This window comes from Mesorhizobium sp. WSM2561, assembly GCF_000513915.1.
Lineage (GTDB): Bacteria > Pseudomonadota > Alphaproteobacteria > Rhizobiales > Rhizobiaceae > Mesorhizobium > Mesorhizobium muleiense.
Map to the genome: position 1 here is coordinate 61,740 of NZ_AZUX01000029.1, position 21,089 is coordinate 82,828.

Below are 21,089 nucleotides of genomic sequence, written 5' to 3' on the forward strand. Positions count from 1 at the left end.
TGCCTTTCGCCATGGTTTTCGACCATTGTGCGGCGGAACGCCTTTTTCCCGTCCAGTTCGTCACGGAAGGGTGACGGCGCAACACATTGAAAAATCTTCAGCACACTCTCAGGGAACCGCGATGACGATCAGACGCTCGACACTCAACAAACTCGCTTTTTCGACCTTGCTGCTGACGCTGCCGCTGAATGCGGCCTTCGCGCAGGATGCGGCGGTCGCCGACCGGCTGAAGGCGGCTCTCGCCGCCCAGGGCGTCGACATCTCCTGGACCGGGGTGACGGGCGATGCCTCCAGCATGGTGCTGCAAGGCGTGGCCCTCAAACCGGCGGCCGAAAAGGAAGCGCTCAAGATCGGCGACATCAAACTCGAAGGCGTGACCGAAGCCAATGGCGGTTATGAAATCGAAACCGTCTCGACTTCGGCATTCCAGCATAGCGAAAACGGCGTCACGCTCGACCTCAGCGCCTTCATCATCCACGACATGACCGTCCCCGCCGACGGCGCCACAGGCCCCCTGGGTTCAATGATGATGTATGAATCGGCCGAGCTCGACAACATGACGGTCAAGGTCGCCGACAAGACCGCCTTCTCGATGGACGGGCTCGCCATCGAAATCACCCCGCCAGCCGACGGCAAGGCGATGGCGTTTTCCGGCACCACGGAAAAGTTCAATGCCGACCTGACGCTGGTCGAGGACCCGAAGTCCAAGGAGGTGATCAACGCGCTTGGTTACCAGAACATCACCGGCAACCTTGCCATGGAGGGCACCTGGCAGCCTGCGGACGGCAAGATGGAGCTGTCGAAATACGACATCTCCGTCGACAATGCCGGAACGTTCGGCATGACCTTCGGTTTCGGCGGCTACACGCTTGACGTCATCAAGTCGCTGCAGGAGATGCAGAAGAAGATGGCGGCGCAGCCCGAAGGCGCCGACAATTCGGCGCAAGGCATGGCCATGCTTGGCGTCTTGCAGCAGCTTTCGTTCAACAGCGCTTCGATCCGCTTCGACGACGATTCGCTGACCAACAAGGTGCTGGACTATGTCGGCAAGCAGCAGGGCATGTCCGGCAAGGACGTCGCCAACCAGGCCAAGGCGGTCGTCCCTTTCGGCATGGCGCAGCTCAACAATCCGGAATTGACGGCGCAGGTGTCGGCTGCGGTCGGCAAATATCTCGACGATCCGCAGAGCATCGAGATCCTGGCCGAGCCGCCGGCAGCGGTGCCGTTCGCGCTGATCATGGCAGGCGCCATGTCCAACCCGGCGGACCTGACGAAGACGCTTGGCGTGACGGTCAAGGCGAACGAAGACTGATTGGAGCGGGCCTGGGAGCGTCAGCGCCGCCCCTCATCCGCCTGCCGGCACCTTCTCCCCGTATAGTGACGGGGAGAAGGGAGATGGCCGCGACGTTGGCTCCCAGCTTTGCAACGCTGGCAGTTGGCGAAATCATTTGTGACAGTGTCTTTCTCCCCGTCACTATACGGCGAGAAATGCCCGGTCCACCCTCCGCAGCTGCAGCGCAGCTGCTGCGGAGGACGGGCAGGGCAATGAGGGGCAGCGCAAAACGACAGCGTTTAGCATCGGTTGCGGGAGGCTTTTAACCCTCTTTCTTGGTCACGGCGACGCGCAGCGACAATTCGCGAAGCTGCTGCGGGCTGGCTTCCGACGGCGCGCTCATCAACAGATCATAGGCCTGCTGGTTCATCGGGAACATCGTCACTTCACGCAGGTTCCTGGCACCGACCAGCAGCATGACGACGCGGTCGATGCCGGCCGCCATGCCGCCATGCGGCGGTGCGCCATACTGGAAGGCGCGGTAGAGGCCGCCGAAGCGCTCCTCGACCGTCTCGCGATTGAGCCCGACAGTCTCGAATGCCTTGACCATGGTTTCCGGCAGATGGTTGCGGATGCCTCCGCTAGCGATCTCGAAACCATTGCAGACCATGTCATACTGGAACGCTTTGATGCCGAGCAAATCCTCGCCGTTGAGCGCATCGATGCCGCCCTGCGGCATCGAGAACGGGTTGTGGGCGAAATCGATCTTTTTCTCGTCCTCGTTCCATTCGAAGAAGGGAAAGTCGACGATCCAGCACAGTTCGAAACGGTCGCGATCGACCAGGTTCAGCTCCTCGCCGGCACGGGTGCGCGCCGCGCCCGCGAACGAGACGAACTTTTTCGGGTCGCCGGCGACGAAGAAGGCGGCGTCGCCTGCCTTCAGACCCAGCTGCTTGCAGATTGCGGCAGTTCGTTCAGGGCCAATGTTCTTAGCAATTGGTCCCGATCCTTCCACACCCTCGAAATATTTGCTGTAAATTTGCTCTACTTCGTCCGTCTTTCCAGCAGCTTGTGCCTTCTCAAGCATTGCGGCCATCAGCTTGTGATCGACGTCCGTGCTACCCTCTGTTGTTTCGCGCCAGAAGATGTAGCCGAGGCCCGGCTGGCCCTCGCCTTGCGCCCAGGAATTCATCCGGTCGCAGAAGGCGCGGGAACCACCGGTCCTGGCCGGAATGGCCCAGACCTCGGCCTTCGGGTCGTTGGCAAGGATGTTGGCGAACACCTTGAAGCCGGACTCGCGGAAATGTTCGGAGACCGCCTGCATCTCGATCGGGTTGCGCAGGTCCGGCTTGTCGGTGCCGTATTTGCGCATGGCGACGTCATAGGCGATGCGCGGAAACTCCTGCGTCACCGGCTTGCCGGCGGCAAAGGTTTCGAACACGCCCCGCATCACCGGCTCCATGGTCGCCAGAACGTCGTCCTGCTCGACGAAGCTCATTTCCAGATCGAGCTGGTAGAATTCGCCCGGCAGGCGGTCGGCGCGCGGATCCTCGTCGCGGAAGCAAGGCGCGATCTGGAAGTAACGGTCGAAGCCCGACACCATGATCAATTGCTTGTATATCTGCGGCGCCTGCGGCAGCGCGTAAAAAGTGCCGGGATGGATGCGTGACGGCACCAGGAAATCGCGCGCCCCTTCGGGCGACGAAGCGGTCAGGATCGGCGTCGAGAATTCGGTGAAGCCGACCTCGCCCATGCGCTTGCGCATCTCGGCGATGATCTTGGTGCGCGCCACGATGTTCTTGTGCAGCGTGTCGCGGCGCAAATCGAGGAAGCGGTATTTGAGACGGATGTCCTCGGGATAGTCGGGCTCGCCGAACACCGGCAGCGGCAGTTCCTTGGCCGCCGACAGGACTTCGATCTCGCGCGCGAAAACCTCGATTTCGCCGGTCGGCAAATTGGCGTTCGCGGTTTCGGCCAGGCGGGCCTTGACCTCGCCGTCGACGCGGATGACCCATTCGCCGCGCACGGTCTCGGCAATCTTGAAAGCCGGCGAATCCGGGTCGGCGACGATCTGGGTCAGGCCATAGTGGTCGCGCAAATCGATGAACAGCAGGCCGCCATGATCGCGCACGCGATGCACCCAGCCCGACAGGCGAACAGAAGAGCCGACGTCGCTCTTCCTCAACTGGGCACAGGTATGGCTGCGGTAACGATGCATTGTCATTGGCAAGTCCGGATGTTTGATTGCGGCCAAGGCATGATGGCCCGGCCCGAAATTTGCGCGAAAAGCACATGTGAGGCCGCTTTTGTCAAGGCAGGCGGCGCACGGGCAACGCACGGGCAGCATCTTGATACGAACTTCGGCATTCGTCCGAGGCTGGGTGAAAACGCCCCACCACAGTCAAAGTGTAGAATTTCCTCCGCCTGATCGTGATCAGCGTGGCCGAGCCGTGTACAATGGTGGTCACATTGGCGGGAGGACCACCATGCGCATTCGCTCATTGACTGTCCTGGTGACGCTGCTTGTCGGCACCTGCGCATTTGCACACGCACAGACAAAGCCGATGTCCATCGAGGTGTTTCCATTCGAATTGGAGGACAAGAGCGCTGGCGCAGGAATAATTCCGCCGGATGAACACGACAGGCGCTATCTGTCCGAGTCGGCACAAATGGCGAAGGACATGCTCTCCCAGTCAGGGCGTTTTACAGTGGTTGATGTGCCAGCCGGGGATGAGCAGGCGGTGGCGCCGCACGGATTGCGCAATTGCGGCGGCTGTGAAAGCAAGATCGCCAAAGAGCACGGCGCGTCTCTTGCCTTGCTGGGCGTCGTAACGCGCGTCAGCCGAACAGAGCATACGATGTTCATTCGCATCCTCGATGCTGAAACCGGGAATCCTGTTTCGCAGGGTTTTACCGATCTGCGCATGGGTGCGAATTACGCGTGGCCCCGTTCCGTGAAATGGCTGATGACAAACAGAATTCTTCGGTAGGGCGGCAAGCCACCCGAGTGCGCCATCCGCAGCGCGAAGGATCCCCCCGCTAAAATCAACCTGAGAAACTGATAGCCGGCGCTGGCCTGCCAACCGCCGGGAATTGCCGCTGGCAATGGCGTGGGCGATGGTTCAAGAAGGATCAACGACAGGCCTTCCTTCATGTCCTCCATGCGCCCGCTGATCCCGCTCCTTATTGCCGCCGGCATCCTGCTCGGCGGCAACGGCCTGCAGAGCACCTTGATCGCATTGCGCGGGGCGCAGGAGGGGTTTTCGGCCTCGACCATCGGCCTGATGGGCACGTTCTATTTCGCCGGCTTCCTGCTCGGCTGCCTCGCCGTCACCCACATCATGAAGGCCGTCGGCCATGTCCGCGCGTTTTCCGCGCTGGCGGCGATCGCTTCGGCCGGGACATTGCTTTTGGTGCTGGTCGTCGACCCGGTCATGTGGTGCGCGTTGCGTCTCGCCGGCGGCTTCTGCTTCGCCGGCCTGTTCACCATCATGGAAGCCTGGCTCAATTCCGGGGCCGCCAACAAGGACCGCGCGCGGGTGCTGGCCATCTACCGGATGGTCGACATCGGTTCGGTCACCGGCGCACAGTTCCTGATCCCGATCGTCGGCGCCAGCGGTTTCGCCATTTTCGCCGTCATGTCGATCATGATCACGCTCTCACTGGTGCCGGTGTCGCTTGGCGATCGCTCCAACCCGACCCCGCCCGAAGACGTCAAGCTCGACCTCGCCCGCGTCTGGCGGATCTCGCCGCTCGGCTGCTTCGGCTGCATTGCCGTCGGCGTCACCAACAGCGCTTTTCGCACATTGTCGCCGGTCTATGCCGAACAGATCGGCATGTCGGTCACCGACGTCGTCACCTTCGTCAGCGTCGGCATCTTCGGCGGCGCCATCATCCAATATCCGCTCGGCTACCTGTCCGACCGCTGGGACCGGCGCTCCGTGCTGCTGATAACGACGTGCTGCGCGCTGCTGGCGTCGCTGGCGCTGGTGTTCTGGGCGCGCAGCGACCCGTCCCTCAACTTCGTGATCGTCTTCATCTTCGGCTGCTTCGCCATGCCGCTCTATTCGTTGTCGGCGGCGCACTCGAACGACCGCGCCGACAAGGGCGAGTTCGTGCTGATCAATGCGGCGCTGATGCTGTTCTATTCCTTCGGCGCCATTGGCGGGCCGTTCGCCGCCTCGACGGCGATGCAGTATTTCGGGCCAAGCGCGCTGTTCGTGTTCACCGCTACCGTCTACGCCATCTTCGTCGTCGTCATCCTGTACCGGATGCAGGTGCGATCCGGCGTGCCGGCCGGCCATCGCAGCCGTTTCATCGGCCTTTTGCGCACATCGACGGTGTTCGCCCGGCTGGCCAAGCGCAACGATGATTCCGACGGGCCTGCCAGGCAATGATGACGGCCCGCCAGGTCTTGAAACCCGCACAGCGGCTTGACGAAAGCCCGCGCGGCTGAAATTGAAGGAGACCTTACACTTTGCCAAAAGCGATTTGATGCACGTCATCACTACCCAAAAAGAACTCGAGACCGCTCTCGCCGCGTTCGAAAAGTCGGATTTCGTCACCGTCGACACCGAATTCATTCGCGAGACGACCTTTTGGCCGATTCTCTGCCTGATCCAGATGGCAGCACCCGGGGTGACAGCGCTGATCGATCCGCTGTCACCCGATATCGACCTGAAGCCGTTCTTCAGGCTGATGGCCAACGAGGCGGTCGTCAAAGTCTTCCATGCGGCACGCCAGGACATCGAAATCATCGTTCATCTCGGCGATCTGGTGCCGCATCCGGTGTTCGACACCCAGGTGGCGGCGATGGTTTGCGGCTTCGGCGACAGCGTCTCCTATGACCAACTCGTCCAGAAGGTCACCGGCGCCCGGCTCGACAAGTCCTCACGGTTCACCGACTGGCGCCACCGGCCGCTTTCCGAAAAACAGCTCGATTACGCGCTTGCCGACGTCACCCATCTGATCGAGGTCTACCAGCACCTCAGCGCCGAGCTGGTGCGGGAAAACCGCGCCCACTGGCTGAACGAGGAGATGGACGTGCTGACCGCCCGCGAAACCTACGATCCGCATCCGGAGGACGCCTGGAAGCGGCTGAAGATGCGGCTGCGCAAGCCGCAGGAACTGGCGATCGTGCAAGCGGTGGCGGCGTGGCGCGAGCGTGAGGCACGCGAACGCGACGTGCCGCGCGGCCGGGTGCTCAAGGACGACGCCATCTACGAGGTGGCGCAGCAGGCACCGCGCGATGCCGCAGCACTCGGCAAGCTGCGCACCACGCCGAAAGGCTGGGAACGCTCGGCGACGGCATCGGCGCTGCTTGGCGCGGTCAACAGCGCGCTTGCCTTGCCCAGGGAAGAGATGCCGAAGCTGCCGAAGAGTTTTCAGCCGCCCGAAGGCTCCAATGCCGCTGCTGAACTGCTGAAAGTGCTGTTGCGGATCGTCGCCGAAAAGGAGGGCGTCGCTTCGAAGGTGCTGGCCTCGAGCGACGACATCGACCGCATCGCCGCCGAGGGCGAGGACGCCGACGTGCCGGCCTTGCAAGGCTGGCGACGCGCCGTGTTCGGCGAGGCGGCGCTCAAACTGGTGCGCGGCGAACTCGCCATCAAGTTCGACAAGCGCAAGATCGCGCTGTTCGATTTGTAGCATTCGCCAGACCTTCTCCCCTTGTGGGAGAAGGTGGATCGGCGGGCAGCGCCGAGACGGATGAGGGGTGCTGGAAGAAACGCCGCGTTAAAATTATTGAATGATTTTAACGATTTGATTTAAAGGCCGCGATCCTTCCAACACCCTCATCCGACCGAGCTGAGCCTGTCCTCGGGCTTGCCAAAGGCAAGACCCGTGGGCTCGGCCACCTTCTCCCACACAGGGGAGAAGGGCAGTCAGCGCTGTCTCTGAGCGGCCAAATGAAATACCGCGATGACAGTCACCGGTATCGCCAGAAGCGCGAATTTGGTCACGATCAGCGCCGAGGCAAACGACAGCGAGTCCGGATTGGCCGACAGGAAATCGGAGAGCATGCGGGCCACCGCGATATTCTGCGCATAATCGGCAAGCGTGTAGGGCAGCACCAGGACAAACGCGAACAGCGACTGAAGCTGCGCGGGCAGAGCCCGGAAGGCCTTCAGCCGCCGCCCGGCGGCAAGGATCAGGCTGACCAATGTCAGCGACAGCAGCGCCGGGAACAGCAAGTCGAAGGTCAGGTAGTGCCAGACCAGGATGATCTCGCTGCCGCGCCGGCCGAGCGCCGTCAGCCAGGCCATGCCCTCGTCCGGGGTGAACCCGGCAAAGCGCAAATCGAGCGACGGCAGGCCGCCGCTCAGCTGGCGGAAATAGAGGAACTCCATCGCCGTCATGGCGACGAAAACCCCCGCGCAGACAAAACAGAGCGCGGCAGCGTGGCGCGACAGCCGCAGCATCATTGCCGTCAGGCTTCGGGCGAACTGGTTAGGCTCCGCCGGGGTAATTCGGGCTTTCGCGGGTGATCGTGACGTCATGGGCGTGGCTTTCACGAAGTCCGGCGTTGGATATGCGTACAAAGGTGGCGCGGTCGCGGAAATCGGCAAGGTCGCGCCCGCCGACATAGCCCATAGCGGCTTTCAGGCCGCCGGCAAGCTGGTGCAGCACGCCGGACACAGGTCCTTTGTAAGGCACCTGGCCTTCGATGCCTTCCGGCACCAGTTTCAGCGTGTCGCGAACCTCGGCCTGGAAATAGCGGTCGGCGGAGCCACGCGCCATGGCGCCGACCGAGCCCATGCCGCGATAGGCTTTGAACGAGCGGCCCTGGTGCAGATAGACTTCGCCCGGGCTCTCGTCGGTGCCGGCCAGCAGCGACCCGATCATTGCGGCACTGGCGCCGGCGGCGAGCGCCTTGGCGAGATCGCCGGAATATTTGATGCCGCCGTCGGCGATGACCGAGACGCCCGATTTCTGCGCCGTCTCGACCGCCGACATGATCGCCGAAAGCTGCGGCATGCCGACGCCGGCGACGATGCGGGTGGTGCAGATGGAGCCGGGGCCGATGCCGACCTTGACGGCATCGGCGCCGGCATCGATCAGCGCCAGCGTGCCTTCTGAAGTGGCGACGTTGCCGGCCAGGATGCGAACCGAATTGGACAGTTTCTTGGCCCGCGTCACCGCATCGAGCACGCGTTGCGAGTGACCATGCGCGGTGTCGATCACCAAAAGGTCGACGCCGGCATCGATGAGCCGCTCGGCGCGCTCAAAACCGTCATCGCCGACGCTGGTGGCGGCCGCCGCGCGCAGGCGCCCCTGCACGTCCTTGGTGGCGTGCGGGTTGAGCTGCGACTTCTCGATGTCCTTGACGGTGATCAATCCGACGCAATTGCCGCCGCTATCGACCACGACCAGCTTTTCGATGCGGTGCTGGTGCAGGAGCCGCTTGGCCTCGTCCTGATCGACGTTCTCCTTGACCGTGATCAGGTTCTCACGGGTCATCAGTTCGTAGACTTTCTGGGCCGGGTCGGAGGCGAAGCGCACGTCGCGGTTGGTCAGGATGCCGACCAGCCGTCCGACCGTGTGCCCGCCGGCGCCGCCATTCTCGACCACCGGAATGCCCGAGATGCTGTAGGTGCGCATCAGCCCCAAGGCGTCGGCGAGCGTCGCATCGGGGCCGATGGTGACGGGGTTCACCACCATGCCGGATTCGAATTTCTTGACTTGCCGCACCTGCTCGGCCTGCTCGGCCGGCGAGAAATTGCGGTGGATGACGCCGATGCCGCCGGCCTGGGCCATGGCGATGGCAAGACGCGCCTCGGTGACGGTATCCATGGCGGCGGACAGGATCGGCACGTTGAGGTCGATGTCGCCGGCAATGCGGGTGCGGATATCGGTTTCGCCGGGCATGACCTCGGAATGACCCGGCTGCAGCAGCACGTCGTCAAAAGTCAACGCCAATGCGCCCGTGGACGTTTCGATAATCTTTGCCATGGCCAGCCCTCGGAATGCATGAAAAGCGCTGGACCGGGTGGACAGCGCCGACTCGTCTTCTTCCCTTTCAGGATTGGCGCTGGCTCGTAACACGTCCCGTCGCCGTTGAAAAGCCGATTGCTTGTGCACGACAGCGGTGCAAACTCAGCTTAATGCCTTTCGCGGTGACGGATGGCGACCGGCATTCACCGCTGGTGATTGGCGAAAGCCGAAGCGGCCGCCTCGCCGACGGCGCTGCTCCGGAGTTTTGTTGGGCATGCCCGGTGCCAGGTCGCACAAATGTGACAGCAAGTTAAGGCGACATCCAACGCAACCCGTGGTAACCGCCCTGCCTGTCGGCTTGCCCCGGTCGGCAACAATCGAATCCGGACGCGCTCCATGAACCGCAACATTCCGCTTATCCTGGCGGTCGCCCTTTTCATGGAAAACATGGATTCGACCGTTATCGCAACGTCGCTGCCGGCGATCGCCGTCGACCTCCAGACCAGCCCGGTGGCGCTCAAGCTGGCGCTGACCGCCTATCTGGTGTCGCTGGCGGTGTTCATTCCGATCAGCGGCTGGATGGCCGACCATTTTGGCGCCAAGGCCGTGTTTCGCGCCGCAATCGCCGTGTTCATCGTCGGTTCGATTGCTTGCGCGGTGTCGAATTCGCTGCCGGCCTTCGTGGTCTCACGCTTCCTGCAAGGCATTGGCGGCGCCATGATGACGCCGGTGGGACGGCTGGTGCTGGTACGCGCCACGCCGAAGAGCGAGCTCGTCGCCGCGATGTCGTGGCTGACCGTTCCGGCATTGCTCGGGCCGCTCGTCGGGCCGCCGGTCGGCGGTTTCATCACCACCTATTTCAGCTGGCACTGGATCTTCCTGATCAATGTGCCGATCGGGCTGATCGGCATCTGGCTGGCCACGCGCTTCCTGCCGGAGACCGAAGCGGCGCCGACGCCGCCGCTCGATTTCATCGGCTTCGTGCTGAGCGGGCTGGCAGCATCGGGCATCGTTTTCGGCCTGTCGGTGGTCAGCCTGCCGGCATTGCCGCCGATTGCCGGCTTCCTCACCGTGGCTGTCGGGCTGGTTTCAGCCGTGCTTTACCTCCTGCATGCGCGCCGCGCCAAAAATCCGCTGCTGGCGCTCGAGCTGTTCCGCAACCAGGTGTTCCGCGCCTCGGTGCTCGGCGGCGGGCTGTTCCGCATCGGCATCGGCGCCGTGCCCTTCCTTTTGCCGCTGATGTTCCAGATCGGCTTCGGGCTGACACCGTTCCAGTCGGGAATGATCACCTTCGTAGCGGCGATCGGCGCCATCGGCATGAAATTCGTCACCGCGCTGATCTTCCGGGTCGCCGGCTTCCGCCGCGTGCTGATCTTCGGCTCGTTGATCGCGGCGGCGTCGATTGCCATCAACGGCCTGCTCACGCCCGAGACGCCCTATCTTCTGATCCTCGCCATCTTGCTCGCCGGCGGCTTCATCCGCTCGATGTTCTTCACCGGCATCAACGCGCTTGCCTATGCCGAGATTTCGACCGCCGACACCAGCAGGGCAACGCCGATCGCCGCAGTGTTCCAGCAACTGTCGATCGCGCTCGGCGTGGCGCTGGCCGGCGGTATCCTGGAAGTGTCGACGACACTCCATGGCGGGCCGCTGACGCTGAGCGACTTCCACATCGCGTTCTTCATCGTCGCGGCGGTGTCGGCCGCCGCATCGCTGTCGTTCATGCGGCTGGCGCCCGATGCCGGCAACGCTGTATCGGGACATGGCGGGCTGACGGCGCCGAAGACGCTGGGGGTGTCTGGTCCGCAGGGCGGTTGAGGCTCTTCCCTTCTCCCACAAGGGGAGAAGGAAAAGGCGCTAGCCCTTAAAATCCTTCGCCAACAAATAAAGCTCCACCGACTCATCGCGCGAGGCCGGCGGCTTGACGTGGTGGACCGAGCGGAAGTTCTGCTTGAGCCTGGCGAGCAATTCGTTCTCGGCGCCGCCCTGGAAAGTCTTGGCGAGGAAATGGCCTCCCGGCTTCAGCACCGAGAGGGCGAAATCGGCGGCCACCTCGCACAGATACATGGTGCGGATGTGATCGGTCCGGCGATGGCCGGTGGTGGGTGCGGCCATGTCGGACAAAACGATGTCCGGTTGGCCGCCGAGCGTTTCGGCGAGCTTTTGCGGCGCCTGCGGGTCGAGAAAATCCATCAACAGCACCGGCGCGCCGGGCACCGCGTCCATTTCCAGATAGTCGATGCCGACGACATGCGGGTGTTCGGCCGTCGATTTCGTGCGCGCGGCGGCAACCTGGCACCAGCCGCCGGGTGCCGCGCCAAGGTCGATGACCTTCATGCCGGGTTTGAGCAGATGGTGCTTATCGTCGATCTCGATCAGCTTGTAGGCCGCGCGCGAGCGGTAGCCGTCGGCCTTGGAGCGCTGGACATAGGGATCGTTGATGTGGCGCTGCAGCCAGCGGCGCGACGATTCCTTCAGGCCGCTTTTCTTCTTGATCCGCGTCTTCAGCACGCGAATGCCGGCAGAGCCTGGTTTTTCCGGTTTCCTGGTCATTGCCTGACTTCTTGTTTGAGCATGATATTTTCCGAAAACCGGTTGCCACTTTTCGGGATCATGCATTCTGGTCTGAGCATGATCTTTTCCGAAAACCGGCTGCCACTTTTCGGGATCATGCTCGGCCCCGCCCATTGTTGCGCCAGACACCGTCGTCGGCCATCAATTCGCTCAATATGCCCTCGCGCAGGCCGCGGTCGGCGACGCGCAGCCGCTCCGACGGCCACACCGCGCGGATCGCTTCCAGAATGGCGCAGCCGGCCAGCACCAGATCGGCGCGATCGGCGCCGATGCAAGGATTGGCGACGCGCTGCTGAAAATCCCAGCCGACCAGTTTTTCGACCATGCGGTCGACGCTGTCGCGGTCCATCCACAACCCGTCGACGCGGCGGCGGTCGTAGCGGTCCAGGTCGAGGTGGACGCCGGCCAGCGTCGTCACCGTGCCCGAGGTGCCGAGCAAGTGGAATTTCGGGCTGGCGAGCACATGGCTCAGCCGGTCGCGCCCGTCGAAGGCGTGCAGGCGCACAGCCACATCCTCGACCATGGCGGCAAAGATCTCACGGGTGACGGCGCGGCCGCCGAAGCGCTCGGCCAGCGAGACGACGCCGACCGGCAGCGACGTCCAGGAGACGATGTGGTTGGCGAGTCTCGGCGAGCGGTGGCCGGTGAGATCGATCAGCGCGATTTCCGAGGAGCCGCCGCCGATGTCGAACAGGACGACGCCTTGCGTGTCGCGGTCGACCAGCGAGCCGCAGCCCGACACCGCCAGCCGCGCCTCGGTCTGGCGGTCGATGATCTCGAGTTTCAACCCCGCCTCGCGCTCGACGCGGTCGAGGAACTCGGCGCCGTTGGCGGCCGTGCGGCAGGCTTCGGTGGCGATCAGCCGGGCCTTCCTGATCTTGCGGCTGCGCAATTTGTCACCGCAGATCTTTAGCGCCTCGACCGCACGGTCCATCGCCGGCTGCCCGAGCCGGCCATTGGCGGTGAGGCCCTCGCCCAGCCTGACGATGCGCGAGAAAGCGTCGATGACGCGGAACTGGCCGTGGCGCGTCGGCACAGCCACCAGCAGCCGGCAATTGTTGGTGCCGAGATCGAGTGCCGCAAACACCGGCAGTTCCTGCAGCGGCGGGCGGCGAGCAGCCGGCTCCGGCCGGCCTGGCGCAACCAAAGGCAAGGGCACGACGATCGCCGCGGGCGGGCGGCTGGCTGGAGCGCTGACAGCAGCCGCCACTCCGGCCGCAGCGAGGCTAGCGTCGTCGCGCGCGAAAACCTTGCGGCCGCGCCGGCGTTTGCGCCGCTTCCTGGTCTTGGCCTTCTGGCCATTCTGATGCTGGGACGCGTCGCCTGCCTGTCCGTGACCGGACCAGGGCTGCACCGGGCGGCCATTGTGCCGGCCGGCGGATGGGCTTGCCTGGCCCGAAGGCTGCGGCGAAGCCCTGGACACGCCCACTTCCGGCGCGCCGGCGCCGGTGTCGTGGTCTTCCACTTCAGTTCCTTCCGGCGCCGCGCGAACCGGAGACCGGACGCAGCAGGCGCTTTCATGTGTTCCAAGTTGCCACCAGACTAGCAGCGCCGGGCCGGATCACCAAGAGCGCAGGGGTCGAATTTGTCGGCGGCATTGTCTCGCCGCTCCGCTCGGCCCGATGATGGCGGGACAGCGCCCCTCTCTGTCCTGCCGGACAGAGGGGGGCGCGAAGGATCGCCAGCCTTTCCTTCTCCCGCAGCAGCGCCTTGCCGGTTGAATAGCCGGCTTCGATAAGGCATTTCTGAAATGGCGGGTATGAAACATTCGAAATCGCGGGCAGTTTTCCTGACGCGAACCGAAAGGGCAACGGGGCTGCAACGCATGATCGTCACGCCATGAACTGGAGGCGTTATTTCTGGCCGGTCGTCGGCGTTGCGGCGGTCGTCTTCTCGCTATGGCTGCTGCTGCACGAGCTGCGCGGCATCTCGCTCGACGACGTCTGGGACGGCATCGTCGCCATCCCTGCCCGCGGCTGGGTGCTCGCCGCGTTGAGCTCGGTCATCGCCTATGCGTCGCTGGCCGGCTACGATCACATCGCGCTCCTGCATATCGGCAAGAAAGTGTCGTGGCTGTTCGTCACCCTGTGCTCCTTCACCACCTACGCGCTGTCGCACAATATCGGCGGCTCGGTTTTTTCAGGCGCGGTGATCCGCTACCGCGCTTACGGAACCAGGGGGCTGACCGGGCAGGACGTCGGCATTCTGGTGGCGATCTGCTGGATCACCTTCGTGCTGTCGACGGTGTTGGTTTCAGGCATCGTGCTGGTGCTCGCACCGGAGATCGTCGACCGTTTTTCCGGCACGCCGCATCATCGGCTTTCGCAGGCGGCGGGGCTCGCGATGCTGCTCGTGGTGGCGGCCTATGTCTTCGGCAGCTGGCTGCATCTCAGGCCGCTGAAGATCGGAAGGTTCCAGGTCCATTATCCGGCGCTGCCGATCGTCGCGCGGCAATTGCTGATCGGCCCGATCGAGCTGCTGGCGGCGGCGGCGATCATCTTCTTCGCCCTGCCCGAAGCTGGCAATCCCGGATACTTCGTCGTGCTCGGCGTCTTCCTGATGTCGTTCTCGGTCGCCCAGATCTCGCATGCGCCGGGCGGGCTCGGCGTGTTCGAGGTCGTCTTCCTGACCGGCCTGTCGCATATGGACCCGGTCGGCGTGCTGGCAGCACTGCTGGTGTTCCGGCTGTTCTACCTGATCATCCCGCTGGTGATGGCGCTCGGCGTCGTGCTGTATTTCGAGCACTCGCAGCTCGGGCGAAGGGAGAATTGAGGGGCGCCGCCCCTGGGCGCTGCCCCTTCTTCCTTCTCCGCTTGTGGGAGAAGGGAGAGCCCTCGCCCCGGAATGGGCAAGAGTGAGCAAGTCAAAACCTGAGGCAATCGCGCCGATTGAAAAGCCTTCGGCAGGCTTGACTATTTTCCGACGGCGGCTACAAGGCACGCGCGGCGCCATCGTCGCCCTGCCCGCGCGGTTTTCTTCAACCGCGCCTGCTGGGGAATAGGTTAACGGTAGACCCACGGACTCTGACTCCGTTAGTCCTGGTTCGAATCCAGGTTCCCCAGCCAACAGTTTCCGCAATTAAATCAGCCCCTTATGCAGAACAATCGCGACCGAAAGGTGTTGCATGGGTTTCCTGCCCTGTAGCGCGCAAACCCTTGCATTCCGGGCATGTCCCGCCCCGTCCCTTTCTGTCCGTGCAACACGATTGCAACACGGATCAGCCAATTTGTTCCCGCCATGTTCCTATAGAGAGCGCGCCTTCGCCGGTGCCAATTGCGGTGCCAATTCTTTTCCTGCGACTGTCGGCAGGTCCTTGCGACAATCCCGCCGGGGAATCAACGCGAGATTTCATACATGACAGAAACTGAGCACTCTAAAACGCCGATGATGGACAGGGATAGCGCGGCTGCATTAGTTTACCACGATCTCAAAACGTCTCAGCGCGCGACTTTCCAGGTTGCCGCCGAGTGGGGTCGTTGGTTGACCGCGTCGCTGGTGCTAGTCCATTCTGGTGCGCTGTTCGGCATGTTTTCGTTGCTGAACAATCCAGCCAGCCAACCTGCGACGCTGGAAGCATTCAAAGCCCCGGTCTGGTGCTTCGTGGCTGGCCTTCTGATGGCGCTGGCATCGGGTTTCTTCGCTTAGATCAACTGGTCGATGCACTCGTTCAATTACGCGTCCTCGGCACGATACGATATGCTTTTGGGACGCTGAGAAGTGGATCGATCCTCCACACTTCCAAAGAGCGTTGGACATCACGAATTGGGGCAGCATCGCTTGCGGTTTGCTTTCTGCCCTATCCATTGCGGCGGGCGCGGCTTTGATCCTGCATGGGGACTATCTAGCTGCCATATTCGGAATTTGATCCCGCCCATAGACCGCCACCGTGAGGCAGCGGAGTCTCTGGGCTCATTTGGGCGTGTTAGATCCAGCGGTCCCGGCGCTGGTCGCCGGCCACAAGAACAAGGCCCAACAGCAAGCCTACAGCCGCGCCCAGCATGAAGGCGGACGATACCGTGCCAGGATTTTCTTGAGCGATATCGGAAGCAGTAGACGCCCTTTTGCGAAGTGCTTGCGTTGTCCGAGACACGCTATCGGCGGCGCCTTCATACCAACCAGTGGCTTCCTCGACCACCTCTTCAGCGTGCTCCGCGAGCGTCCGATTGATCTTGTTGATCTCGCGTTTCAGTTGCGCAACTTGCTTCTCCAAGGCCTCCTGCGCTTCGAGCTGCGTCTCCGTCGGCTTTGCGTCTTCGTTTGGGTCGTCGGCCATTGTGATCTCCCTTTTGGGTGGGGGCTCAACGGCCGCCGCCGCGTATGGTTCCTCAGCGACAAAAAGCCCGCCACCTTGAAGGCAGCGGGCTAGCAGCGGCAGAGTTTGCCGCCCGTCAGTGACGCTCTGCCGGTGCTTCGAGAAACTCCATGAAGTTCTCAACCACCTTGTCGATCGGCATTGACCGCGCATTGCATCCGCGAAGGATGGCGGGCGGCGATCTTGACAAATTTTGAAGCTGGGAAGCGGGCGCCGTATGACCGCACTCTGCTTGACCTTCAGGCAGCGCTCGAATGGGCCGGCGTCGAGTTCATCCCCGAGAACGGCGGCGGCGCCGGTGTGAGGTTGCGGAAATGAAGACGAGCGGATTTGACTCGCTAAATTCGTCCGGAAGCGTACAGAAGCATCGTCGCCATCCAACAGAACGGGCGCTGGCGCTTGGAAGAGTCGATCACGCTTTCGCCCCACGCGAGGGATAAAGCGATGTCATTTGACGATCATCTCGACTCCGAGCAACTCGCCACGCTGGCAAAGGTTCTCAAGGACTATTGCACAGAGGCAGGAATTCCCGAAGGCCATCCGGCGTGGGAACACTTCGGCCGGCGGCTCATGAGCCTATTCCAGTCCGGGATACATCATCCCGATGAACTCACGTCCAAAATGAACACTGGCTACGAGGATTGGCTAGGCGAGATCGGCGCTACCGGTCCTTTCATACCGCCCAAACTATCGTCCGAGGACCGTCTAGTAGATGACAATATCTTGCCAGGATCGGACCGCAGAGGCAGGCCAGCGGTCGGCATCACGGCTTAGCTGACTTCGCGATCCGACAGATGATCTGTTTTGCGTCTAGGAGGTGCGTCGGGTCCGCTGTCGACGGCTCCAAAAGCGCGAACGTTGCGCAACTGGACACTTCCGGGAGACAGCGGACTCAAACTGGGGCCAAGAGGGGACAAGGCCCTTTATGATCCCTATGCGGGGATCATTGTGATAACACCGGGCGGGTAACAAACGTTCCGTCGGCTGAAAGATATATATCCGGCCGCTTATCATTTCTTCACCTTCGGCGTGATCTCTTCGACCCGCACCTTGTCGCCGATCTCTCTCGGCCAGCGCCTTTGCCTTGTCCTTGGTGGTCAGCACCGTGCGCCAATGCGGCTTTTCGAACACGCTTACGATGTAGGTTGTCGTCGCCGGCATCTGCGGCGGAGCTTTCCTTTTGATGGATGCGGCGCAAAAGATTTTGGGATCGAGCGAGAATGCGCCGGCTCTCCTCCATGACGGATCGCATCTCCGCAATCGTGGCCCGCGTGGCATCAACCTGCAACCGCGACCTCTCTACGTACACGTTATCGATTGCCACGGATCCATTGCCGTAACTCACTGCGACTAGCGTTTTCGAGTTAGAAATCGGGCTTCCCGCATAAGTGACGGCCGTCGGGCCCCAGAAGAGCGATAAGCTCGCGAGCCTGCTCTTCGGTTATATTCGCCTCTTTAACCAAGCGCTGAACGATAGAGTCGTCAGGGGCCCCGCTGGGTGTTCTGTCCCTATCGTCAGCCATCGGAAAAAATCCTTAGGTAGCATAACGCGACCATTTGGACTGAGTTCCTCCACAATGACTTCCGCGATCACGGGATTACTCGGATCTCCCCAAGCTCGGTAGTATCAAGGCGGCGGACGCCAATCCGCTAGGCCGGCGCCCGACAAGGCAATCTACCCCAACGCCCCCCCAAGTGGCGCCGGCCACTTTCAGCCCCCTCGTTCGAAAGTTGGCTTCCAGTCGCGATTGCGCGCCCGCTGCTGGCCTTCGTAGTGAAGAACACCTGCCGTCGATCACGACCGGCAGCCTTGCAGTTTGAGCAGATAAAGAGCCCGACCAGGTCGTCATGCATCGAGCCGTGGTCACGGCCGAGCCTGTCAATCAGCGCCTGGATGTCGAGCTTCGTCGATTTGCAGCACATCGGGTGCGCACAATTGACATAGATGGTCTCGCGGGCGGCCAGGGTGTCGGCGAGGGTCTTTTTGGGCATGGCGATCTCCGTTGAGGGCTCGCCGCAACGGGGAGGAATATAATCCTGAAAACGAGGGCGTCGGCAATAGGGGACGCCCACTCTTTGACATTGGGTTGATATTAGCTCAGGGGCCTCATTTCTTTCGGCCGGACTCTTTGCAACCTTCTCGCTCTCGTGTGCGGCAACGGCGCGGCGTCTTGAAGCATCCGCTTCATCGGCTCGTTGCGTTTTTCGTCAGTGTGAGCACGATAATGGAACGTCCAAAATCCGTATCGGAGATGATCGAGCGCTACGACAGCGATTTTTACGAGCCGATAGGGCGCTTGATAATGCAGTTTGGATTTCTGGAATTCCATATCGATCATTGGCTGTCCGCGCTTGGCGCCGACCAACCGAAGCTGCGGAAAGCGAACAACTTGAATAACAAAATCACTCTGTATGGTCAGATCATCGACCAACACACCACCGAACCGAATGACCTTGCCGAGCGCGATCGCCTTGTCCAGCAGATGCGCGAACTCAACACGTTTCGCAATCGTGTCGTTCACGGTCCGTGGAGCGTATACCTCGGAGAAAAGAAGGCTTGGCAGAAACTCTCAGTCAACCGGCAAAATGCAACACACCAATTCTTTGAGGTGACTGCCGATGTAATTCGGGCGGCTGCTAGCGACCTCGCGAAAATCCAGGTAGAGGCGTCTCACTTTGCCTTTGGCTTTCTAGTACCGAAAAAGGCATAGCAACGAGCGTGGCAGGCGACAAAAGACTAACGGCTGGGTAGCTCTGGCTACTTGCGCACGATCCATTCCAGCAAGTCAGGATCGACGTCATCGCTCCCGGTAAAGTCGCTGATCAAAAGCGCGGCAACCGACCGCCATTTGTCTTCAGGGATATTCTCTTCGATCACGGTTTTTATGAAGGCGCTGCGCAGGATATCGCAGTCAAAAACCGATACCTGGGCGCCTGCCTGGGCTTTCGCCATCTCAGCCCTCCTGCCTCTAGGGCGGAAGCACTGCCAGCTCCCAAGCGTCCGCAATGCCTCTATTCGGTACGGACGACTTAGGGATTGTACGCTTTATTGCTAATTTCGCGAGTCCGGCCTCGCTCAATCTGGCGCGGCCTTCAATCCTCTTCCCGGAAATCCTGCAGCGATGCGTGCCGAAGATCCTCCTCGCCCCTTAGATGCTTCACGCGGGCCTTGATGCCCCGGCTTGACCCACTGCGTTGCCGGCCGCTTTGGCATATCCTTGGGCGGTGGCCCGGCATGTTCCTGCACGCGCTTCCACAACCGCTCCCGCATCTCGCGGTTGACGCTCACAAACGCACTGCCGACATATTTCCTGGTGCCTGGCTCAGCCATCAGAGCAAACGCCGGCTTGCCCCTCTCGCGTTCAACTCCGAGAAGCTCGAACTCGCTTTCGGTGAAGGACTTGGTTTTCAGCCAATTGGTGGTCGGACCGCTGCGATATTTGCTGTCTCGACGCTTCGATACCATCCCCTCCAGGCCGGTAGCGTCGATCAGATGATAGATCGCGTTAGCCTCGCCTGGCATCGTCTCGCTGAACTGGATTCGACTATCAGACCCAATAAGGCCGGCCAGGATTTCCCGCCGATCCTCAAGTGCCATGTCGCGCAAGTCGTGGCCGTTAAGATGCAGCAGATCGAACGCGACGAAATAGAGGTCGTGCTGGCGCCTCGTGATTGCCTTGCGCAGCGCGGCAAAATCCGAAAGGCCAGCCTCATTCAGGACGACGACTTTGCCGTCGATGATGGCGTTCTGTACGTTGAGACCTTTGGCTGCCTCGACCAGATCGCGGTATTTGGATGTCCAGTCGAGTCCGCGGCGGGTGAAGATCCGCGCACTGCCGGCGTCGATGATGATCTGGGAGAGGTAGCCGTCGAATTTGGCTTCGTGAGTCCATCCGTCACCTTGGGGCGGCTTAGCTACCAGGGTCGGCATCATCGGAGGAATAAATTGTAGCCGGCCGGGTCCGGCACGCACTGGTTTACGCACGGAATCGAGTCTAGGCCCGTCCCATCTGGTGGCTAGGGGAACGGATCATGATCATTTGCTAAATTAGCAATTCTGCATGAAACGGCTTATAATTCGTCCCAGCCGGCGGAGACGCCCAAGCCCCGTCGGTTAGGCCCAGCGGCCTCCACCCAAACTCCAACTGACTGCTGGGCCGCCCCATCTCAGCGAGGAAGCATGGACGGCCAAGATAACATCCGCAACGCCTGGGCCGCCCTCAAGCTGGTTCGCATGGCTATTGAACAGACCTGCCCTGCTGGTGTGCTGCCGAGCGAGGAAGCTGTCCTGCTGCTCTACGGCCCCGAGCCTATCATTGAGACCGTCGAAAGGCTAAACCGGTAACGGCTATGGAGAAGCCCGCGCCTCTGGCGGAGAGCGCGGGCCCGATCGGGTTTGCGTCCCGATCTGCAGCGGGCAGCGGAGGGGCATGCCCACGGGTCACGGACAATTTTTAGAAATCGCTAAAGTTCCATCCTGTCTTGCCGCGTGTTCGCTCGACAGCGATCACCCTGCCAGCTTGCGGAAGATGGCAGCGACAGGACCGGCATCGAGGTTATCGAACCATGTCCAGAAATCGTCCGCTTCGTCCTCGCTCATGTTGGCGGTCATGCGTGCCGCACGGCTGCGCAGCATCGACACCCGTTCCGCGCCAGCACTTCCCCATTCTTCCATCAGCGTGCGGCCGGCAGGCGTCGAGGCGAACAGTTTGACCTCTGCCGAACTCGCCGGAGCCACATAGAGCCCCCTGCCTGCCGCGCTGCATTGTCTCGTGCGGAATGGGCTCTCCGGCATTAGACACGGATATCCGGAGTTCGCCGTCTCGGGTGGTGGCTTCGACCTTAATGGGCATCCCCGCGGCACAAAGTTACAGGTTCGAATCCTGTCGGGTGCAGCATTGCCGCAGTTCGTTTGCCGACGACTATTCCTGCTGGAATTGACAGGGCCAATCTTCAGGCCTCGTCAAGCCAGAAGGCAACTCGGTCCGGGCGTCTCCG

19 protein-coding genes, 1 tRNA gene and 2 pseudogenes are annotated in these 21,089 nt (G+C 61.9%); 12 read left to right on the forward strand and 10 right to left on the reverse strand.

Annotated features, from left to right (window positions below; all coding sequences use genetic code 11):
* Positions 1-121: 121 nt before the first annotated feature.
* A complete protein-coding gene (locus M727_RS0123250; protein ID WP_027154658.1) occupies positions 122-1,312 on the forward strand; it encodes a hypothetical protein in 1,191 nt (396 codons plus the stop codon).
* Positions 1,313-1,595: 283 nt separating this feature from the next.
* Here M727_RS0123250 and aspS read toward each other — a convergent pair whose 3' ends face one another.
* Positions 1,596-3,491, reverse strand: a complete 1,896-nt coding sequence (gene aspS, locus M727_RS0123255) for an aspartate--tRNA ligase (RefSeq protein ID WP_027154659.1) — start codon at positions 3,489-3,491, stop codon at positions 1,596-1,598.
* Between the two features lie 268 nt (positions 3,492-3,759).
* On the opposite strand from aspS, the gene M727_RS37130 reads away from it, so the two are divergent.
* From M727_RS37130 to rnd, 3 genes are all read left to right on the forward strand, one after another.
* The gene (locus tag M727_RS37130; RefSeq protein ID WP_051505688.1) at positions 3,760-4,263 is read left to right on the forward strand and encodes a DUF3280 domain-containing protein; all 504 of its coding nucleotides are present in this window, start codon (positions 3,760-3,762) and stop codon (positions 4,261-4,263) included.
* Positions 4,264-4,425: 162 nt separating this feature from the next.
* The gene (locus M727_RS0123265; RefSeq protein ID WP_027154660.1) at positions 4,426-5,670 is read left to right on the forward strand and encodes an MFS transporter; all 1,245 of its coding nucleotides are present in this window, start codon (positions 4,426-4,428) and stop codon (positions 5,668-5,670) included.
* Positions 5,671-5,767: 97 nt separating this feature from the next.
* Complete coding sequence (rnd, locus tag M727_RS0123270; protein WP_027154661.1) at positions 5,768-6,919, forward strand: ribonuclease D; 1,152 nt, start codon at positions 5,768-5,770, stop codon at positions 6,917-6,919.
* A gap of 236 nt (positions 6,920-7,155) precedes the next feature.
* Here rnd and M727_RS0123275 read toward each other — a convergent pair whose 3' ends face one another.
* Together M727_RS0123275 and guaB are read right to left on the reverse strand one after the other, a co-directional pair.
* Positions 7,156-7,695: a hypothetical protein gene (locus M727_RS0123275; protein ID WP_027154662.1), complete on the reverse strand. Its 540-nt coding sequence runs from the start codon at positions 7,693-7,695 to the stop codon at positions 7,156-7,158.
* Between the two features lie 25 nt (positions 7,696-7,720).
* A complete protein-coding gene (guaB, locus tag M727_RS0123280) occupies positions 7,721-9,223 on the reverse strand; it encodes an IMP dehydrogenase (RefSeq protein WP_027154663.1) in 1,503 nt (500 codons plus the stop codon).
* 378 nt (positions 9,224-9,601) lie between these two features.
* On the opposite strand from guaB, the gene M727_RS0123285 reads away from it, so the two are divergent.
* Positions 9,602-11,023, forward strand: a complete 1,422-nt coding sequence (locus tag M727_RS0123285; RefSeq protein WP_027154664.1) for an MFS transporter — start codon at positions 9,602-9,604, stop codon at positions 11,021-11,023.
* A 39-nt stretch (positions 11,024-11,062) separates the two neighbouring features.
* Here the strand turns inward: M727_RS0123285 and M727_RS0123290 are convergent, their stop codons facing one another.
* Complete coding sequence (locus M727_RS0123290) at positions 11,063-11,758, reverse strand: RlmE family RNA methyltransferase (RefSeq protein ID WP_027154665.1); 696 nt, start codon at positions 11,756-11,758, stop codon at positions 11,063-11,065.
* Between the two features lie 115 nt (positions 11,759-11,873).
* Entirely contained in the window at positions 11,874-13,244 is a 1,371-nt protein-coding gene (locus M727_RS0123295) for a Ppx/GppA phosphatase family protein (protein WP_027154666.1), read from the reverse strand.
* 374 nt (positions 13,245-13,618) lie between these two features.
* Between M727_RS0123295 and M727_RS0123300 the strand changes: the two genes are divergently transcribed.
* The 3 genes from M727_RS0123300 (at position 13,619) to M727_RS0123310 (ending at position 15,424) form a co-directional block, all read left to right on the forward strand.
* The gene (locus M727_RS0123300; RefSeq protein WP_027154667.1) at positions 13,619-14,551 is read left to right on the forward strand and encodes a lysylphosphatidylglycerol synthase domain-containing protein; all 933 of its coding nucleotides are present in this window, start codon (positions 13,619-13,621) and stop codon (positions 14,549-14,551) included.
* 219 nt (positions 14,552-14,770) lie between these two features.
* A tRNA-Gln gene (locus M727_RS0123305) sits at positions 14,771-14,844 on the forward strand.
* Positions 14,845-15,133: 289 nt separating this feature from the next.
* Positions 15,134-15,424, forward strand: coding sequence for a hypothetical protein (locus M727_RS0123310; RefSeq protein ID WP_156941597.1), 291 nt, complete (start codon positions 15,134-15,136; stop codon positions 15,422-15,424).
* Positions 15,425-15,701: 277 nt separating this feature from the next.
* Here the strand turns inward: M727_RS0123310 and M727_RS0123315 are convergent, their stop codons facing one another.
* The gene (locus tag M727_RS0123315; RefSeq protein ID WP_027154669.1) at positions 15,702-16,052 is read right to left on the reverse strand and encodes a hypothetical protein; all 351 of its coding nucleotides are present in this window, start codon (positions 16,050-16,052) and stop codon (positions 15,702-15,704) included.
* Positions 16,053-16,268: 216 nt separating this feature from the next.
* On the opposite strand from M727_RS0123315, the pseudogene M727_RS43175 reads away from it, so the two are divergent.
* Positions 16,269-16,409: pseudogene (locus tag M727_RS43175) on the forward strand (XRE family transcriptional regulator); the annotation flags it as partial.
* Between the two features lie 81 nt (positions 16,410-16,490).
* Positions 16,491-16,865, forward strand: coding sequence for a hypothetical protein (locus M727_RS0123325; RefSeq protein ID WP_036263106.1), 375 nt, complete (start codon positions 16,491-16,493; stop codon positions 16,863-16,865).
* 876 nt (positions 16,866-17,741) lie between these two features.
* Here M727_RS0123325 and M727_RS0123335 read toward each other — a convergent pair.
* Positions 17,742-18,083, reverse strand: coding sequence for a hypothetical protein (locus M727_RS0123335; protein WP_027154671.1), 342 nt, complete (start codon positions 18,081-18,083; stop codon positions 17,742-17,744).
* Between the two features lie 233 nt (positions 18,084-18,316).
* On the opposite strand from M727_RS0123335, the gene M727_RS0123340 reads away from it, so the two are divergent.
* Positions 18,317-18,802 carry a hypothetical protein gene (locus M727_RS0123340; protein ID WP_139172551.1) on the forward strand — a complete coding sequence of 162 codons (486 nt, stop codon included), beginning with the start codon at positions 18,317-18,319 and terminating at the stop codon, positions 18,800-18,802.
* Between the two features lie 47 nt (positions 18,803-18,849).
* Here M727_RS0123340 and M727_RS37135 read toward each other — a convergent pair whose 3' ends face one another.
* Positions 18,850-19,044, reverse strand: coding sequence for a hypothetical protein (locus M727_RS37135; protein WP_023803155.1), 195 nt, complete (start codon positions 19,042-19,044; stop codon positions 18,850-18,852).
* Between the two features lie 140 nt (positions 19,045-19,184).
* Positions 19,185-20,022 (reverse strand): annotated as a pseudogene (locus M727_RS37140) (ATP-dependent DNA ligase).
* A 249-nt stretch (positions 20,023-20,271) separates the two neighbouring features.
* Between M727_RS37140 and M727_RS42460 the strand changes: the two are divergent.
* Positions 20,272-20,436: a hypothetical protein gene (locus M727_RS42460; protein ID WP_198032682.1), complete on the forward strand. Its 165-nt coding sequence runs from the start codon at positions 20,272-20,274 to the stop codon at positions 20,434-20,436.
* Positions 20,437-20,598: 162 nt separating this feature from the next.
* Here M727_RS42460 and M727_RS0123360 read toward each other — a convergent pair whose 3' ends face one another.
* A complete protein-coding gene (locus M727_RS0123360; RefSeq protein WP_027154673.1) occupies positions 20,599-20,829 on the reverse strand; it encodes a hypothetical protein in 231 nt (76 codons plus the stop codon).
* Positions 20,830-21,089: the final 260 nt, after the last annotated feature.

Coding starts and splice junctions, on each gene's coding strand:
- M727_RS0123250 (WP_027154658.1), top strand. CDS start 122: ATGACGATCAGACGCTCGACACTCAACAAACTCGCTTTTTCGACCTTG.
- aspS (WP_027154659.1), bottom strand. CDS start 3,491: ATGCATCGTTACCGCAGCCATACCTGTGCCCAGTTGAGGAAGAGCGAC.
- M727_RS37130 (WP_051505688.1), top strand. CDS start 3,760: ATGCGCATTCGCTCATTGACTGTCCTGGTGACGCTGCTTGTCGGCACC.
- M727_RS0123265 (WP_027154660.1), top strand. CDS start 4,426: ATGTCCTCCATGCGCCCGCTGATCCCGCTCCTTATTGCCGCCGGCATC.
- rnd (WP_027154661.1), top strand. CDS start 5,768: ATGCACGTCATCACTACCCAAAAAGAACTCGAGACCGCTCTCGCCGCG.
- M727_RS0123275 (WP_027154662.1), bottom strand. CDS start 7,695: ATGATGCTGCGGCTGTCGCGCCACGCTGCCGCGCTCTGTTTTGTCTGC.
- guaB (WP_027154663.1), bottom strand. CDS start 9,223: ATGGCAAAGATTATCGAAACGTCCACGGGCGCATTGGCGTTGACTTTT.
- M727_RS0123285 (WP_027154664.1), top strand. CDS start 9,602: ATGAACCGCAACATTCCGCTTATCCTGGCGGTCGCCCTTTTCATGGAA.
- M727_RS0123290 (WP_027154665.1), bottom strand. CDS start 11,758: ATGACCAGGAAACCGGAAAAACCAGGCTCTGCCGGCATTCGCGTGCTG.
- M727_RS0123300 (WP_027154667.1), top strand. CDS start 13,619: ATGAACTGGAGGCGTTATTTCTGGCCGGTCGTCGGCGTTGCGGCGGTC.
- M727_RS0123310 (WP_156941597.1), top strand. CDS start 15,134: ATGACAGAAACTGAGCACTCTAAAACGCCGATGATGGACAGGGATAGC.
- M727_RS0123315 (WP_027154669.1), bottom strand. CDS start 16,052: ATGGCCGACGACCCAAACGAAGACGCAAAGCCGACGGAGACGCAGCTC.
- M727_RS0123335 (WP_027154671.1), bottom strand. CDS start 18,083: ATGCCCAAAAAGACCCTCGCCGACACCCTGGCCGCCCGCGAGACCATC.
- M727_RS0123340 (WP_139172551.1), top strand. CDS start 18,317: ATGGAACGTCCAAAATCCGTATCGGAGATGATCGAGCGCTACGACAGC.
- M727_RS37135 (WP_023803155.1), bottom strand. CDS start 19,044: ATGGCGAAAGCCCAGGCAGGCGCCCAGGTATCGGTTTTTGACTGCGAT.
- M727_RS42460 (WP_198032682.1), top strand. CDS start 20,272: ATGGACGGCCAAGATAACATCCGCAACGCCTGGGCCGCCCTCAAGCTG.